Source organism: Microcoleus sp. C2D2 (assembly GCF_036702495.1).
Classification (GTDB): Bacteria; Cyanobacteriota; Cyanobacteriia; order Cyanobacteriales; family Microcoleaceae; genus Microcoleus.
This window is the reverse complement of the sequence record NZ_JAUBTO010000021.1, coordinates 19,447-37,590: the sequence shown is the minus strand read 5'-3', so window position 1 is coordinate 37,590 and position 18,144 is coordinate 19,447. Positions and strand designations below refer to the sequence as shown.

The 18,144-nt window shown below is 41.6% G+C and carries 11 protein-coding genes; 5 read left to right on the top strand and 6 right to left on the bottom strand.

Annotation, left to right across the window (positions count from 1 at the left end; translation table 11 throughout):
* The 3 genes from QUB61_RS09730 to QUB61_RS09720 form a co-directional block, all read left to right on the top strand.
* Nucleotides 1-2,725 (top strand): tetratricopeptide repeat protein (locus QUB61_RS09730; RefSeq protein ID WP_333189920.1); only part of this gene is annotated, 2,725 nt, incomplete at its 5' end.
* A 263-nt stretch (nt 2,726-2,988) separates the two neighbouring features.
* Nucleotides 2,989-4,287: a ParB N-terminal domain-containing protein gene (locus QUB61_RS09725; protein ID WP_333127686.1), complete on the top strand. Its 1,299-nt coding sequence runs from the start codon at nt 2,989-2,991 to the stop codon at nt 4,285-4,287.
* Nucleotides 4,288-4,777: 490 nt separating this feature from the next.
* Nucleotides 4,778-5,404, top strand: a complete 627-nt coding sequence (locus tag QUB61_RS09720; protein WP_333127685.1) for a hypothetical protein — start codon at nt 4,778-4,780, stop codon at nt 5,402-5,404.
* A 109-nt stretch (nt 5,405-5,513) separates the two neighbouring features.
* On the opposite strand, the gene QUB61_RS09715 is transcribed toward QUB61_RS09720, so the two are convergent.
* Nucleotides 5,514-7,439: a type IV secretion system DNA-binding domain-containing protein gene (locus QUB61_RS09715; protein ID WP_333127683.1), complete on the bottom strand. Its 1,926-nt coding sequence runs from the start codon at nt 7,437-7,439 to the stop codon at nt 5,514-5,516.
* 246 nt (nt 7,440-7,685) lie between these two features.
* On the opposite strand from QUB61_RS09715, the gene QUB61_RS09710 reads away from it, so the two are divergent.
* Nucleotides 7,686-8,435, top strand: coding sequence for a hypothetical protein (locus QUB61_RS09710; RefSeq protein WP_333127681.1), 750 nt, complete (start codon nt 7,686-7,688; stop codon nt 8,433-8,435).
* Here the strand turns inward: QUB61_RS09710 and QUB61_RS09705 are convergent.
* The 4 genes from QUB61_RS09705 to QUB61_RS09690 are packed head-to-tail and all read right to left on the bottom strand — an operon-like array spanning nt 8,425 to nt 15,715.
* Nucleotides 8,425-9,792: a hypothetical protein gene (locus tag QUB61_RS09705; RefSeq protein WP_333127679.1), complete on the bottom strand. Its 1,368-nt coding sequence runs from the start codon at nt 9,790-9,792 to the stop codon at nt 8,425-8,427. The genes QUB61_RS09710 and QUB61_RS09705 overlap by 11 nt on opposite strands.
* A complete protein-coding gene (locus QUB61_RS09700) occupies nt 9,792-10,256 on the bottom strand; it encodes a hypothetical protein (RefSeq protein ID WP_333127677.1) in 465 nt (154 codons plus the stop codon). The genes QUB61_RS09705 and QUB61_RS09700 overlap by 1 nt, the downstream gene beginning before the upstream one ends.
* On the bottom strand, nt 10,253-15,490 hold the full coding sequence (locus tag QUB61_RS09695; protein ID WP_333127675.1) for a tetratricopeptide repeat protein: 5,238 nt from the start codon (nt 15,488-15,490) through the stop codon (nt 10,253-10,255). The genes QUB61_RS09700 and QUB61_RS09695 overlap by 4 nt, the downstream gene beginning before the upstream one ends.
* Before the next feature lie 45 nt (nt 15,491-15,535).
* Nucleotides 15,536-15,715: a transposase family protein gene (locus QUB61_RS09690; protein WP_333127672.1), complete on the bottom strand. Its 180-nt coding sequence runs from the start codon at nt 15,713-15,715 to the stop codon at nt 15,536-15,538.
* A 319-nt stretch (nt 15,716-16,034) separates the two neighbouring features.
* Here QUB61_RS09690 and QUB61_RS09685 point away from each other — a divergent pair, with 319 nt between their 5' ends.
* On the top strand, nt 16,035-17,057 hold the full coding sequence (locus QUB61_RS09685) for a DUF5895 domain-containing protein (RefSeq protein WP_333127670.1): 1,023 nt from the start codon (nt 16,035-16,037) through the stop codon (nt 17,055-17,057).
* 122 nt (nt 17,058-17,179) lie between these two features.
* Here the strand turns inward: QUB61_RS09685 and QUB61_RS09680 are convergent, their stop codons facing one another.
* Nucleotides 17,180-17,884: a hypothetical protein gene (locus QUB61_RS09680; protein ID WP_333127668.1), complete on the bottom strand. Its 705-nt coding sequence runs from the start codon at nt 17,882-17,884 to the stop codon at nt 17,180-17,182.
* Nucleotides 17,885-18,144: the final 260 nt, after the last annotated feature.

The window sequence follows — 18,144 nt, the reverse complement described above, 5'->3', positions numbered from 1 at the left end:
AGCTATGTTATACCATTCTCAGGGAAATCATAGTGAAGCTCAACGTCTTTTTCAAGAAGCTTTAGCGATGAGAAAAAGTCTGTTTTCTAGCGCCCATCCCGATCTGGCTGCTAGCTTAAATAATTTAGCTAACCTCTACCGTTCTTTAGGGAAATACAGCGAAGCTGAACCTCTTTATCAACAGGCTTTAGCGATGATGCAAAGTCTATTTCTGGGCGCTGATCCCAATCTGGCTCATGGCTTAAATAATCTAGCTTGCCTCTACTATAATCAAGGCAAATACAGCGAAGCTGAACCTCTTTATCAACAGGCTTTAGCGATGCGGCAACATCTGTTTTCTAGCGCCCATCCGGATCTAGCTGCTAGCTTAAATAATCTAGCTTGCCTCTATAAGGATCAAGGGAAATACAGAGAAGCAGAACCTCTTTTTCAAGAAGCTTTAACGATGATGAAAATTCTATTTTCGGGCGCTAATTCCGATCTGGCTTATAGCTTAAATAATCTAGCTGTACTCTACTTTAATCAAGGCAAATACAGTAAAGCAGAACCTCTTTATCAACAGGCTTTAAGGATATGGAAATACCTGTTTAATGGTGATCATCCTAATGTGGCTACGGGCTTAAATAATCTAGCTAACCTCTACCATTTTTTAGGAAAATACAGAGAAGCTGAACCTCTTTTTCAAGAAGCTTTAGCGATGCGGCAAAGTCTGTTTCCGGGTGCTCATCCTGATCTAACTGTTAGCTTAACGAATCTAGCTAAGCTCTATGCTGCTACTAATCACCATCAACAAGCCCTAGAATTATTTAAAGAAGCTACAGAAATAGAACATAGCTTGATGAGTCAAGAGTTTGTAGGGAGTTCAGAAAATGATAGAATTCTTTTCTTAGATAACATTAGAGCTACACAATATTCTTTACTTTCCCTCATCAATCAATACTTTTATCCCCTTGAAGAGTCTAAGAAAAAATCACAAGCGATTCATACTGCATTCGATTTAGTGTTAAAACGTAAAGCTCTAAGTAATGCGGCTAGTGCGGCTTTCAATGCAGCGATGTATAGCGATCGCTATCCTCACTTAAAAGACTCCTTTGAAACATGGCGATCGCGCTGGCAACAAATTATTAACTTGCAATCTTCCCTTTATTTACCTGAAAATTTACCCCGTCTCGAAGCTAATAAAAAAATCCTGACTGAATTACATAGTGAAGTTGAAAATTCAGAAAAAAACATCACCGCCGCCGTCCCAGAACTTCGGCTGAAAAATCAATTAGTCAATCGCAAAGCTATTGCTTTAGAATTACCACAAAATAGTACCTTAATTGAATTTGTTTATTTTTTCGTCTATGACTTTACCACGAACCAATATCAAAACCCCCGTTATCTTGCCTTTATCTTACCTGCACAACAACCAGAAAACGTTCAGATGATTGACTTAGGAGAAGCGGATAAAATTGATAATTTAATCAGAAAAGTGCGTCAAACGTTTTCCCAAATCAACCTAGAAAATATGGGTATCTCTACCAAAACATGGAAATCAGAAAAACCTGAAGCAGAAAATCATTTGTTTGAATTAACTAACACAATTTTTAAACCCATACAAAACGACTTGCAAGGTCAACAATTATTCATCTGTCCTGATGGTGCATTAACTCTAATTCCCTTTGAAATTTTACCCTTAGATTCCCAAGACAATCAATTACTGATTGAGCAATACCAAATTACCTATTTAACCGCAGGTCGGGATTTATTACGATATAAATATCAGCCAAATCGTTCGGCTTCTGAATCTTTAGTAATTGCCGATCCCAATTTTGATTTATCTGTAAATCAAGCCAGAGGGAACCCCTCAACCCCCACTAAGAAAGAGAACTTATCTATTAACCTTAATTCCCTGACAAATGAAATTATTGAAACTTTTGGGCAAGAGGATAATAAACCTTTTTCCCCTGTTCCCATGACACGAGAAATAGCTGAAGCTGCTGCTTCTCAATTTAAGGTTAAGGCTTTGTTACAAAATGATGCTTTAAAAACTTATTTAACAAATGGTAAATGCCCTCAAAATTTAGTGATTGCTACTCATGGTTTCTTTTTATCCCAAAATGCTCCTCCCCAACCTAACTTAAAAAAAGCAGAGTTTATTCAACCAGGCTTTCGTTTTCGTCAAATTCAAACCACAGAAAACCCATTATTGCGTTCAGGATTAGCATTAGCGGGGGCAAATACTTGGCTTTTAGGTGGAGAAATTCCCCCAGAAGCAGGGGAAGGGATTGTTTTTGCTCAAGACGTAGCTGGCTTTGATTTATGGGCGAATGAATTAATCATTTTAATTGCCTGTGAAACCGCAGTGGGTGATGTAAAAATTGGGGAAGGGGTGAAAGGCTTACGCAGTGCTTTTACAGCCGCCGGAGCCCGACTTTTAATTATGAGTTTGTGGTCTGTTCCTGCTCAAGTTTCGATTTTATTAATGAATCGCTTTTTTGTCAATTATCAGGAAAAAAACTTACGCTGCCAACAAGCTTTACAAGAGGCACAAAACTATATTAGGACGCTGACAAGGAAAGAGTTAGAATCTTTACCAAATGGTCAAAAAATTATACAAGAAATTCGATCAACCTTGCGGGAAAAATCACCTCAATTAGTTGAACAATGGGAATTACAAAATAATCCTTTACAAGCGCGTTATTTTTGGGGCGCGTGGGTTTGTGTAGGAAGGGAGTTTTAACTTATATTCTGCATAACTTATATTCTGCATTATTTATCAACTTGATTATACCAAGTTGATAGGAGCGAATTGCTAGTTTAAGAAATATGCTATTCTTAAGAATGTAAAGACAGCGAACCTTTTGACAGTGAAGGCGACCTGCCGATACAGCCCGCGCCGCCCCGACAGAAAATAACCCCAGCTTTCTGTTAGGAAACCTTATTGGTTTTAGCAGGCAAAGGTACAAAGCCCCAATCCCCAAATAAACAACCAGGGCTATCCAAATGAATAAAAATGAAACTGTGTCGCTCTCAGTCAGCGACGCGATTCAGCATATTGGTCTTGACCAACTCAAGCCTCACCCTCGCAATGAGGAAATTTACGGAAGCACCGAAAGTATTGCTGACCTGGTAGAGTTGATCCAACTCAAACGCTACGTCCAACCGCTGACCGTCAAAACAGATGGCACGATCGTTAGCGGCCATCGGCGGTGGAGGGCGCTAGCAGCGCTGGGCTGGAAGTTTGTCCCAGTTATTGTCTGCCACTTCCAGACTGAAGATGACGAGCTCTTCGTCTTGGTGGCAGAAAACCGCCACCGCCACCAAAGTCCAGTACAGAGAATTCGGGAAGGAATTGTTGTGGAGCCTATAGCTAGAGAGCTGAGGAACAGACACGCTGCTAAGAAAGCTCGCCACCAAGCTGCTGGCTCAGCAGAGCTGCCGTCGGACAACCAGCAACCGCTGATGGAAAATTTTCCATTGAACCCGATCGACTTGGGTCTGACTCCAAGGGAAATGGAACTGACGGAAAATATTGTGGCGGCTATAGTCGGCTTGGGGTGCGGCAGGAACTACAGGAAAGGGCGCATTGCCGTCAAAGCTGCCGACGAGCTCAAGAAAGCTCGCCCCGAATTGGCTGCAAAGTGGTTGGACATTATTAATGACCACAGCATAGATGTAGGGTATCAACTTGCGAAGATGCAGGAGGACAAGCGAGTAGTGGCGTTGGCTGCGATCTCGTCGGGAGCAGCGAAAACCCCGAAACAAGCTAAAGCTCTGATTAAGGGTGCTTTGAGAAAATCTTCCGCCTCGAAGAAAACCGAGGGCAGCATTAGTAGCGAGCAGGTTCAAGAAGGCGATTGCGGTGAAGAATGTAAAACTTGCACTCCTTGCGAACCAATTACGGGTGAGGGAGTCAAAACGCGCTTTGGTCCAGACAGCGCGGGGGCATGGGTTATTGTCAAAATCCCTTTTATTCCTAAAGAAAAAATAGCGGAAAAGAAGTGGAATGGATTTTGGGGCCGGATTGTGGAGGTTGGAGCGACTTTGAAAGTCGATATGGGTTCAGAGGTGGTGTCGCTCCTTCACTCAGATGTGGTGGCGATATTGAACCCAACGCCGAGTTTTTGCTCAATAGCTGAGCGAATTCTTAGGCTGCAAAGCTTCGGCACGGTGTACGAGTTTGGGAAAATCGTCTTGAACAGGATGCAGAGAAAAGTGGTTTGGGATGCAGCAGCCCTAGCTTATCTGGATGCTGTGGAACAGGTGGAATTGGCGCGGCGGGCGATCGAGCAGGCTTTGTAGTAAGGTTCCTTTTTACTGAAACTAGCCGATGATCTGTTTGCCAATGAGTTTGAATGTGCGATCGCACAGCATTGAGTGCTGCTGCGTCGCAGTTTAACTCGTCGCTACCATAGCCGAGCAGTGCAACCTATAACTGTTTGGCTCGTTTTTTCGCTTCCGGGTGTGACGCGGGTGACAACGCCTCTGAAACCTTGATAGGTCAATCGTTGAGGCTCCTTAACCTCGACAAGCATGATGACTGCTTGAGAGGGTTATTAACAATGTTCCTGGGCAGCAATGGCGTAGTCGCAGGCATTGAGACATCACCCTTAAACTGAAGTTCCCTGTACTCGAAACCCTCTCAAGTGGCGATCGCCCGTGAGCATTTTTCTTGAAGTCGCTCAACTCTTATTTATAAATATTTGATAACCAAAATGTTCATTATCAATAAATAGCATCCAGGCGACTAGCGTCGCGCCCTCTGGGTAGGCTGTAACTGTCTTACCCACCTATGCAATTAATCACCCTCACTGATTTAAATTTTTTAGCCAATCCGACACAACTAACAGTTCCCATTGAATTGAAACAAGAGGAATTTCAACTAATAATGAAACAAACTTTCTTGAAACTCCCCACTGAACCCCTGCTACTTGCGAATCCCAAAGTGGATAAGTGGATTATGGAAGTTAGTTTGCTATTTCCAGAGGTATTTGAATGGGAACCTCCTACATTCTTAGTCGATACTCAGTTTAGCGCTAAGCTTAATAAAGATGTATGCGTGCAAATCAACGCCAATGCAGCTTTTCTTGAACGTCAATCCGTCCATTTAATTGAATGGGCAATCCGCCATCCTGCATTAAATTGGTCTGACCGAGTAAAATTGTGGACAGCAGCCGAATCTCTCTCGCTGTCGCCAGAAAATATCAAGCTGACCGTGTTAGCACTGCACCCCGCCCATCCGGGGACGAGGCATGAAATCAGTTGGGACAGCCGGCAACACGCGCAGGCGAAAGACTGGCTCGCGTCCGCGCTGGCAGGACAGGCGAGATGGCCTGTTGCTGCTCGAAGAATATCACCGCCTGCGATCGCGTCCCTAACTCATTTCGACATCGAGGGAATTCCAGAGGTAGAGATTTAGACTATTGTCGCAGCCGCTCAGAATGCGATCGCGGCTTTTGCTATCCGAATCGATCCCAACTTTCAGGTCAAGGCCAATGGAAAATTTTCCATTGGCTGCCACACGCCCGCTAGCGCTTGCCAATGCTGCCAGTGGCAAAAACCCGCCTAGAACGCCCAGTTTTACTGACAACTGAGTCTAGCGGGTCAGAGCCAAATTTCTTGCCTGAAGCTGGCGGCATCGGCGATTGGGATGGAACGTTACCTCCGGCGTCTGGCAGAGGCAGCATCCGTTCTGCTTCCTCAATGCGATCGTACAAAGCGGCTGTAAGCTGGTCTTGACTTGCAAGTTGCACCCGACTCTCCAGCCGGAACCTGACCTCTGCATCCCAGAGAGCCTCACTCTCGCTTTGCCGCTGCAAGTCTGCTTTGGGAATAGGTATAGTCAGCGCGTAAGGAATTGACCCCTCGCCGCCGGAACTGTAGCCGGGGTTCGTAATTACACACCGTCCCTGGGGGAACCGCAAAATTTCGTCCACCGAAAACAACGGCATTTTTTGAAGCGACTCGTTCCAACTAATAGATTGATTGCTTTGAGATTGGCCGCCCATTGAACGGCTGGTGGACTTGCTTTTCAGCAAAACTTCTTTTTCTCCGTAGCGTTCGGAGTATTTTTTTGCAGTATCAGTGTTACCCGGATTGAATAAAATATGAGTGCTGCAAGCAGAGGCGATCGCCGCCCCCATTTTCTCTCCGTACCCTTCGTACAGTTGCTCCAAACTCTGAATTCCTAGAATGAAACAAGCTCCATTCGAGCGATATTCGTTAATCCACTGCGGCATCCGATCCAATCGAATGGAGGGAAATTCATCGAGTGAAATAACCAGTGGATCTTTCCGAGGGCGACTTAAGTTGGACACAACGAGGAGGTGAATCGCGGCTGCTAGCAGAGGCCCCACGACGGAGCGCCGCTCGTCATCTAATTTGAAAATAATCATCTGTCGGCCTTCTATTTTCGTTGGGATGTCCGACTTTCCCAAAAATGCTCGCAACAGGTCAGCTTGGATAAAACTGCTGAACGTTCCGGCCGCTGTCGTCAGAATTCCTGAAATAGTTTTTTCTGCTTCCTTAGCGCTCAAAAATTGGTTGAAGCTGGTAGCGACCCACTCATCGATTCGACGGGATTGAACCGCATAATCAATCCGCTTTACCAAATTTGGCAACCTCAAAATTGCATAGAGCATTGCCATATCTGGATACCTAGAACCCTTGACTAATTGAAGGAGTGCTTTAGCCAATAAGTCTCCGGCTTTAGAGAAAAACTCATCACTTTTTCCATTGCCTGCACTCGCATTTCTATTAATAACCTGACCGATTTCCCCAGCCATGACCGAATCTTGAGGGGACTTCATAAAGTCGAGGGGATTAATGATGCCTGAATAAGGTTCTCCCGGTGCAAATACCGACACTTGGTAGCCATACCGCGCTGCCAGAGGTGCGTGGAGTTTGAGCTGAGATCCTTTCTTATCGTATAGAATAATCGGAAATCCTTGCACCATTGCACTTTCTAGCGCCCTATCAATTGTAGAAAAAGTTTTACCCGACCCAGGTGCTCCAATTACTAAAGTTGACCGTTCTGCATGAGGGAGCCAAACAGTGGGAGGAGAACCAAAAGCTGTCTGAATAGTGGTAACAAAACCTTTAAGTTTTTTCCCCTTCCACCAATAGCGAGGACTGCCACACCAGAGCGTGACTTTATTATGCTTGCGTTCCTTAATTTGTTTCAATGCAAGCTGAGTGGCTGCCATTTTTTCGGAAGTTCCGCACACTTTGCCAGTGGTAATTTTGCCCTTTCCATTTCCCAGAAACCGAGACAGTAAGAGGAGGAATATCAGCGCTCCTATTGTTAGATATCCATCCGGGTTATTGTATTGTTGGAAGAGACCGCCTAAGTCAATTGACGATAGGGGTGTGGGTTGCTGGGTTCTCCTCTGGGCTTGAGCGAGAACTGGAGTAGAGTTAGCCTGTGCTATCAAAAATTTAATCTCAAAATTCATAAGTATCTATCTGAATTCAATATTTTGTCTATCGCTCAATTAACTATGACCTCAGTTGTAGCTACAACTTAGTGTTGGCAGATAAGTAACCTTAAATCAAAATTACTCAGTGTTAGTTCAGTCTTGGGAACGAGCAATTACAGCCAACAGTTCTAACTTTCGGTAGAAAACAACCAGCACTTGATATTATCCCTGCTAACGCAGTCAACAGGATAGGAAGCAAAATTATTGAAAGATTTTTTTACCGTGAATAAGAAACAAAAAGAGTGGCTGTCAGAGCTTTTGAAGAGACACCCGGACTATGAAATTTTAAAACGCAGCACCATCAAACTAGGAAGAGGCGACATTTCGCTAACTTTAGAACGTACAGAATGGATTTACATGGGAGCCGTTGAAGTAAAATATTCAGGAGCCTATCTACCTGGATTAAAGTGGCATTATCTTAACGCCAGACTATCCAGAACGGGCAAATTGCTTTCCGACTTAACCTACAACTCTAAAGTCGTGTCTTACCCTCACTGTCCGCTGGCGCCTGACTGGTTGACAAAATCTAACTTAGAAGAGGTGAAAATTCAGGAAGGAGAACAGATGAATTTCCCCTTTCACGAAGCTGTATTGATGGTAAGCCAGCCCCCATTATTGAAAGGGAGTTTTTACCGAGCCAAGCGGTGGCGTAGGCGCAAACCAGAACGATCGCCTGTAACAAACAGTCGCCCCACTCCAAAACCTTTCCAGCGCGAACTGCCTTTTTTGAAGCCAAAAGCCCTAGCTCCCGATACTAAATTTGTCCCCCTTGCTTGTATTGATGGCGGTTTCGTACAGGTTCCTGAATATCTAATAAAGTTGTTAGAAGAAGCCAATGCTAGTCTATCCGAACAAGCAGATGCAGCTTCTTTGTACGCGATCGCGGGTTTGAAAGGAGCCATCAACTTTGTTGAAGGGCTGCCATTATTGCCAGGGAGAGCGAAAAAAACATTAACATCATTTAGTTACTAGAAGAATGCTGACGGGAGCGCGCCCAATAAGCAATCCCACCAGATACCACTCCCAAAATCAGACACAATAAGAAAAAGCCCGTCCAAATAAAACCACTATGATTAGCTTTGGAAGTGGTTTCATTGGGTAAAGGTGTGGTAATTTGCTGGATAACTGGTGCAACAGCAGTAGCAGTTAGCGATGCAGTTGCTACTCCTACACCCGCTACTGCTACAAAACTTTGGAATTGGCGATCTCGAATTTCGATACGACGATTGCTCTGGGCCTGTTCAATTTCCACAATCCCCCGAATTGTGTTGATTAAGTTTTCTAGCATGTTCAAGCCAGGACTGAGACTAGCATAATCTTTTTCTATTTGTTTGTAGTATTTTTGCTCAACTAAATCAGTGAATATATCTAAAAAAATCAAATTACTTTCGCCTAGTCCCGCAGCTTTACTGCCAATATTTTGTAAAGCTTGTTTGTAGTTGTGCAGGTTAACCTCTATCGTTTGTTTGTACGTTTCTAAATAGTTAAGTTGATTACCATAATCGTAGAAATTAGCTAGATTTGTCTTTAATATTTTTTCCAGCTTCCCTAACTGTTCGGAGGTTAGTTCATTACCGATAAAGTGTTTGCCAAAGTCGTTAATGGTGTTGCGGATAGATTGATAGACTTTTTGCAGTTCTTGTTTTGATTCACGAGTTTTTTGATATGCCCAGAAAACTTTATGACGAAAGCATAACAATTGCATTAAGACTTTTGTTAATTTCCCTAAGTTTGCCTTGTCGGTGGGAGTGGGAAAGAGTATAATTAAAACATGACTTTCCTCTCTCGATTTTCCATCTGGCGGGTTTTGATAAATTTCAAATATATCTCCTTCTAAAAATTTACCCTGCTGTTTGTTTTTCCACCCATCCCCCGAAAAGGAAGTTTGATATATATTTTTGGCAACTGTTTCTGCACAATCACCGTTTTGCAAACACGCTGATATCATCCAAGTTCGGCCGATATCTCCGGTTTTTTGGATGATTTGCTTTTTCATGATTGGCAGGCAAGAAATATCCTGTGGGGTAGTGTCATTGGTGAGAGAAGAGGTGTAAAATAGTCCGTAGGTATCTGCCAATAAAACAGCATAATAAGAAGCGGTGATTTTATATCCGCCATCTTCTATGTCGGGGGCTTGTGACTGTTTGAGTAAAACCAGATATTCGGTTGAGTCTGCGGTGGTTTCTAGGTCAAAATTTGGTTTAAGATTGTCTGGAAAGTTGTCTGTAAAATAAGCTTGATTGTTGGCAATTTCGGTTTGTTCATCACTACCGGCATCTCTTTTGTGGTAGAGAAATAAATCGAGGGTGGGATCAATAATTAAAGTCATTAGAATAACGGAACTCCCATAAAAAATTCTACCAATGTATTCTCATCGCTGCTACGTTCTTCGGGAGGTTTATTAGTGGCGGTTGATAATTCTTGTTTCAGAGCTTCTGCCGGGTTGAGTTGGGTTAATATTTCTCCGAGTTTTGGTAAGGTTGGGGGCAGTTGATTTTCCAAAAAATAATTGAGTGTAGCGTCGTTTTCGTCATCATCCTCTATGAGAGTTTTTGCTTTTTTTTGCTCCTCGTAACGCTGCAGTAAAACATCATAAGCTGTTTGATAAGGCTGCGAGAGTTTCTCATAGCTTCTCACCGCTTGCCGTAATAGAGAAATAGCCACTTGTGTGTCAGTGGTTAATAGTTTTCCGGCTTCATTTATTTTCTCTTGTGCTTGACCGGGGATTGTGCCTTGGAAGGTTGCCAAGGTTTGTAAACAGGCAAGAAGAGTAAGGGCGTTTTGTGCTTTCATGGGTTGATTTTCCCCGTAATAATAAACCCAGCCCAGTGATAAGGGTGGTTGTAGGGGGTATATTCTTTTCCCATTGTAGCAGTTTCTTTTTTGGCTTGGTTGGCTCTGGATATTAAGGTATCGTAATAATCATTACCCTCACCTATTTCGGTAGCGAGTTGTTCATACCATTGGGCGAGTTTCTCAGAGGTGACAGCGCGTAGCCAGGTTTGCGCTTTTTTGAGGGCGATAGTGGGGGGCTGTTTTTTTATTTTGATCTCTCGGTGAAATTCTATCATTATTAAGGCCGATGATATTTCTTGAACTTGCCAAAGGGTGCTGAGAACGTAACTGGCTTTTGCTGATAAAAATCCACTCGCTAAACCGACATATTCATCAATGATGTTGGTTTGGCTGGTGAGACCAGTTTCACAGGCAGATAAACAAATGAGAGAGTATTGGCTGAGATTGAGTTTAAATATTTCTTGCATAGTTATGACTTCTTTATTGCTCAGCTCAAGAGTTGATTCTAAGGGATAATCGATATTATGAGTGCCGTGTCCTGTAAAATGAAAGAACCCATTATAACGTTGCAAAGTTTCAATAACTGCCTGTTTAGTTGCTGTTTCACTGGAAATATAAATCAGATTTTCTTTGTAAAAATGAGCAATAACTTTAGATTCCATTTCAGCGAAGAGTAAGGGACTGGGACAGTCTATGCTTACTAAAGGGAATGCCTCTGTAGTTACCTCAGACTTTTGCAAATCGAGTCCCACTTGGGCGCTAGGTAAACGGATGATTGTGAAAGAGTAATCACAGAATAGGTATTCTATAGGCAGTAAATGTAATTCCCGATGAGGAATCAAAATTAAGTGGTCAATTTCAGATAAGTAGCTAAGAATAGTAGAAACATCAAAAATTTTAAAGAGGCAGTCAATTATTGCTGTTTGCCAAGGATGTTCTTCGTTATTTTCCTTTTTGCTTCTAAATTTTTTAGCGCCACTACGATAATCTTGATACATTTCTTTCAAACGTTTTATCCATTTGTTAACCTCTGTTGCACTCGCTGATAAAGCAATTAGCCGATTGCTTTTTGGTCTAATAATAAAGGTAGTCATTGATGCTGGACTGAGGTGAAAGTAGATTGCCGCAGTCCGAGAGTTTAGTAACTGTTGAATTTCTTGATACTTCGGACTGCATTTAATCCTGTCACTCCAGCCATCACGCAACCAACGTAAACAGAAATTTTTGCGCTCCTCTGCTAACTCTAAGGCAGCTATTTTCTGTTCTGAATCCACTAATTCATCAACCCGTAACTGATCGAAACTGGCAAACTTTTGTGCTAATTGTACTCTTCGACGTGGGGAACAGTTTTGCAGGAGACAAGGAATCAGTTCTGAGCCTTCCGAACGTAAAAACTTCGCGTGACCAAAGTCTCCAAGTGTTCGATAGACAGCAATCATATCTTGCAAGACTTCGAGATGTTGCTCTAGGTGTAACTCTGATGTTAATGTTGTCATTGCTGCTTGATACTCAATTAAAGCATCTCGCCAATATTGCTCGCATTCTGCGTTTTGTTGCCATTCAGTTTGTTGTCCTTGAAAATAGTGGGCTTTGCCAATGGCATGATGCAACAGCCCTTTGTAAAAAGGGTGAATATCTTTATTGCTATTACAATATTTTAATCCTTCTCGGAGGCTTATCAATTGTCCCTGGTAGCCACGCTGATTAAGTTCAGGATTTCTCGTAGCCGGAGATAGGGACGAAGGGAGCTGAGAGCTATAATTTCTTGAAGCCAGCACCGCCTCTCCACGACTAATCCAGCCTTGGTAGTATTCTGGATTGATTGCGAGAGCATTATCATAGCAGGCGATTGCTTCTTCGTAGTTACCTAATTTGAATTGAGCTTGCCCTCTGTAAATCCAGATCCTATGGTCTTTTATTTCAATTTTATTATTTTTATTAGCACTGTCATTACCATAATTAATGGGGGTTGGAATATTTGGTAGTTCTTGTCCCGATTCTATATTCTGGTCATATTCGGTAGCTTCCAGTGCGCTTGCAAAGCTATCTATTGCCTCTTGATGGCGACCTAAGTGATACAGCCCTATTCCCCTATTAGCCCAAGCTTGTTGGCTCTCTGGTTTTATTTTAAGAGCGCGATCATAGCTAGCAACTGCCTCGTTATATCTTTCTAAGGCTAAGAGTGAAAACCCATACATTAGCCAAGCATTATATTCATCCAGCCCATTATTTATATATTCCTGAAAAACTTCAACAGCTTCTTCATAGCGTTGTGTAAATACTAACAAAGTCGTCCCCACAATTTGTAAGCATCTAACCATATCTGGATTATGAAAATTATTGCCTATGGTTTTATTGAGCAAATCTATAGCATCTTGAACTCGATTTTCTTCTATTAGTAAAAGCACTGAAGAAACAGAAAGAAATGCCGATGCTTCTCTCAATCCTTCAAATGGAGCTGTTGCCAATTTTTGTCTTAAATCTTCTGTAAACTTAACGGTTTGTCTTAATGTTTCAACTTTAGGAATATCTTCTACAAATCCGTAGATATCCTCCCTTGGTTGATTCATTTCATAATTAACAATCATGCGACAAATAGACACGATCCAAGTGACATTCTGATCCTCATAAAAAACTTTCGCAGTTCGATCGCAAAAAGCTAACGCTTCTTCATATTGCTTTGAGGCCAAGAGTATTAGAAACTGAACGCAAAGTAATATCAAATTGCGATTCCTATCATTAAAATGAAATTTTGAGATTTCTTCAAAATGAGTAAGTCCCTCACCCATAAAAAGACTAATAGCTTCTTCATACTGCTTGAGGAACAATAAAACCACTATACGACATACACATAATAAGAAGGGTGTATATTCATAATCATAAGTAAATCCTGATATTTCTTCACACAAGGACAGAGCCTGCTCATAGCGTTCTACAGCTATAAGAGTAAGAAAATAGCCTATAAACATTAATATTGGATAAGAATTATAATTTTTAGTATAATCTGCCAATGCTTCCTCAAATATTAGTAGCGCGGCTTTCAGCTGCTTCTTGTTTAATATAAAGGTTTGGCTAAATGTATCAGCTTTAAAGATCCAACCAAAAGTAATGATTCCTCCAGTTTTTTGACTAAAAAATGGTTCGCAGGTTAAATTTATTTGAGGAAGCTTTTTGGGGTTTATCAATAACAAAAATAATCTACAACCTATTATTAATGTTTCTTTATTAATACATTTAGCAATATCTGAATTAAGAAAATTTTCAGGGATTTTTTCGCAAAGAGCTATTGCTTCCTGTTCCCGACCTATGGATAAAAGTAACAAAAGACGTGTCCAGAAGAGCGTATTTTGGTCTTTTTTATCTAGGATTTCCGGGTTTTTTTCACCTAGAGCCACAGCCATATCGTAATGTCCGCTGTAAGCTTCCATCACTATAGAAGAACACAATGATATAAAATCATTTGGTTTAATTTTTTGCACTTTAGCAAAGCTAATAATAGCAGCTTCATAACGTTTTAAATGCGATAAAATTACGCCTTGAAGCCTCAAGCTATCAAGGTCATTATGGTTAAACATTAAGGCTTTTTTACAACTATCGAGGGCATCTTCGTACAATCCCAAATTATCCTGTACTACGCTCCGAATTATCCAACTTTTCTGTTGATCTAGCTTCTCTATAGCTTTGTTAAAGCTAGCAAGTGCTGCTTGGTAATTATCCAATCCTGCCCATGCTATACCTTGATTATGCCAACTTTCAGAGTTATCGGGATCGATTGCTAAACATTGGTTAAACAAGTCGAGAGCTTCCTTATAATTTTTTACCTCTAGTTCAGCCATACTTTGCTCAAAAAGAGGCTGGGCTTTCTGCCGCTGCTCATTGATACGACGTAGATTTATTGCTTGGTTGTGAGCATTAATAGCCTCTGGGTAACGGCGTAGATTCTGTAAGGCAATGCTGTATTGATACCATGTCTCCGGGTCGTCGGGGTTTAAACCGAGTGCCCGATCAAAAGAGGTAACAGCATCACTGTATTTGTGCATCCCAAGATACTCAACTCCCATCTGATGCCATTGATTTGACACGCAGACCTTTTGTAGTCCCTCTTGAGGCTGAACATAAGATTTTTCAGTAATATCAATCACTATAGCTACTTTTTTAGGATTTTGTCCTGTATTAAATTTTGGTTCTACGCTCTCAAAATCGCCCAGTTCATATATGTGCTTTATAGCCTCTTGTAAACTAGATTGATTGAGGATACTGTCAACCTTAAGATTTAGATCCTGCTGAAAGAATAGAGATGTGATTTCTTCTGTGTTTAATTTTGTATAATTAATAAAATGTAATTGAATAGACTCTATTATCCCTTCTGCTACTTCAAGCGTAAGAGTTCCAGTGTCAGAAATTTTTGGATTTTCAAGGATTTTAGCAAAAATAAATCCATTACTCTTATACAATTCTTTTAAAACTTCAACCCCTTTTTCAAAATGATTAAAATTAAAAATATTTCCATACTGTGGCATAAAAATATTATCTGCTATTTGCTGAGAGATAATTTGGCTTCCTTGTAGATATAACCTTTTAAATAAAGGGTTGGGCACGACAAAAAATGATAATCTCACACCTAGAACGATGGACTCTGGCAAAATCTCTATTGATACTGAAGAAAAGTAGCCTAGAGAAACAATTGCATTTCTATCTGCCTCTAACTCTGCTTTAGTTACTACCTTTCCGCACTGAATTGTAATTGCACGAACAGCCATATTGTGTAGTTTTTTTATTGTTCCACCTTCAATAACCTCAATTCTCTCGCACCCGCGTACTATTATTTCGATGGCTACTATTTTTTCTTCTAATTGAAATAATTGCTCTAATGAAGGCATTTCTCGTGCTAGCAATTGTCTACCTAAATCTCCCAGAATTTCGCCAATTTCTCCACAGGAATTTTCACTTAGCTTGACCAACTGTCGCCCTAAATTATAATTTGGTATGGGTGATGTCAACAATTCTTTCCCAAAGCGCTTCAGCCAAAACCTGAAGCTTTGATCGTGAATACGACTTTCTAGATCTTTTAGCACTTGGGGCATCCCCCCTCCATGATTTAACCCCTTCAAAAGCTCACTAAAAAAAGCTTCGTAACCCCCATCTCTAAGGGGCTTAATTTCTGATATTGTTTGAGTCTCTATATCTGAATTGCTTTTATTATTTCCTAAAAAGCGCTTAAACCACTTCATACAGCAAGCTTCCTTTAGTTTAGAATTATAATATATTATACCAATTTAATATGAAAACGCTTGATAATGACGGGCTGCAAAATTTTCAAGAGCTGCATAACCGTAGCAACCACTCAAGGTTCCCATAATCACTAACAGTAGCACTAACTCCAAAGGATAACGGCGTCCTCTAGGAATCCGAAAATCTGAAACTTGGGACAAGGCTTCTATGAGGGAGGCACTCATTATCCTTACGGGGGCTCGTGAGAATGTTATGGTGATCGCACACTCCCTCACATTATCCTAACTTTTCTATGGACAGAATAAATTAGCCCTGCCCCCTCTAGGCAGCAAGGCTGTTTCATTCTAGCAAAACCAGGAACCTCCAAAACCTACCGCGCTCGCCATCTTCGCCCTTCTGTCACTAATAAAAAACCTGAAAGTCTGAAAACGTTAATAGCGATCGCTTTACTTTTGAGGATGTCACGAGAGAATGAAAGAGCCCTACCCCTTCAGGAGTTAAGGCTACCGCCTTGCTGAAACGCTCTTTTAAGCAAACTCTAGAATGGTTAAAACTAATAGCAAAGCTAAAACTAAAACCCCACTCGAACCAGAAATCATTGAAGACACAACTCAATTTCAGTCAGAAAACCTCGATTTTGAAATTGACCCCGAACTCCTAGAACCCGGTCACAATCAAGTAAGGCGACCAATTCTGCCCTATGGCATCATCATCAACGAACAAATGGCAGGAATATTAATTCCAGAGGATCAGCTAGAAAAAGCCAATTGGTTGGTCATGCCAACAGAAGAGGAAATGACTACAATTGGACTAACAGAAGATGTTACAGGCCTGCTGCTCTCTAAATGCCGCTTATGCGTGCTGGGATTCGTCCCTGAATACATTCGTTACAAAAATGACGTTCCCGATCTAGGTGGTAGTGTTGTCGGGCTGTACGAAGAGTATAAGGCTCAACTCGATAAAAAGATAATGGATGTTGTTAGCGAACACGCCATTGTCTTCTTGGATGAAAACAATCGTCCCAGACACAGCACGCCTATTGTCGTCAGATTTAAGAATGTTGCGCTTTGGAGTTTTAAAGCAGCCAGAGACGAATTCTACCGTTTGTTGGAAAAAGCATTCGCCGACTATTTCCAAATTCCTTTCAGCGGGAAAACCGATAAATGGCGAAGCCTCGGTATCCTAGAGGTGGAATTCAAAGGAGTTAAAGAAGGTGAAGGCTCTAATAAGAGCTACTGTTGCAAAACTGTCAGCTATACTAAGCCAACTGCTGATAATTTCCCCTTTCTATATCTGGGACGCCCGCAGCATAAAAATGCGATTTGGGGGCTGCACGATATCATTGCCGGATTCACTGAAACTCCTGCATTACCAGGTACAGCCGAACCGCAAATTCAAGTGTTGCCACCCGCTCCTCGTAAAGTAGAAAATGGAAAAAAGCAGACCGCCAATCATAAATCCCCTCGTAAAATTGCCGCTGAAGTAATAGAAGAAGAGGATGATTTCGACGATTTTGATGAAGAAGAGGAGTTCGACGATGATTTTGATACGGAAGCAGATGACTAACAGCTTCGGTTAGTTACTTTTGAAGAAGTGCCTCATATCCAGTTAGGGAGCGAGGCATTTTTTTATTGGTGCGAAACAGGCGATCGCTAACGAAGAGCCAAGCTCAAATACTTTAAAGTCGCCTATTCCATTTTATTGGGAAGATTAATCAAGGAACTGTTAGCTAACTGGTACTGGCGACCGTTGAAGCAAAGAAACAACTGTCGAATACCATTTTGTGACGGCTGCTGTACTTGCAAGCAAGGCAAATCAGAGGTTTCTGAGGGGTCACTTACTACTTGAAGTAGCGGTTTATTAGGTGGCAAGTTTTCGTTTAAATAACTAGCAAATACACGATGAGGAGGAACATTCTTTCTGAATAAATACCCAGCATATAAGCAACCTCCCGCTCCACAAACTCCAGGGCTGTTAAAATTAAAAATAACTAACCTGCCTGCTTGTCCGTTTACAGCCCAAGCCAACACATTTGATGCTGAATTCTGGGGGTTAAGGTCAGAATTTTCGGCAACTATGCCTTGAACAGTTTCAACAGGGATGAGTCTAGTAGCAGGTGTCCAAGAAATCGTTGTAGCACTCGCGGTGCAACCAGCAGTTCCTAACAACACCGATAACAGCAAGAACAAGACCACTCCAAAGCGGAACCACCGCCCAATAAATAAAAACGATGATACTCGGGACTGAGAATTATTTAGGGAATTAGAAACGGGGTTTGGGAGTTCCTTATGAGAAGGTTGAGAAAACAGTAATAATTTTTTATTTGCAGCTATGATTGGTGGCTCCCCTATGTGTTCTGAACCTGAAGTTAGTTGTTGATTTTTGCTAAACATTGCTTTAACCTCCGTAAATTATTTCTATGTAGATGTCATACCAAATCCGGTTAGGAAAGACACCCGGTAGATTTACTAAATCTGGTTAGGAAAGACACCCGGCAGATTTACTAAATCCGGTTATGGAAGACACCCGGCAGATTTACTAAATCCGGTTATGGAAGACACCCGGCAGATTTACTAAATCCGGTTAGGAAAGACACCCGGCAGATTTACTAAATCCGCTTTAAGCAAAAGTTGGGTTTTCCCTTGTAGGAGTC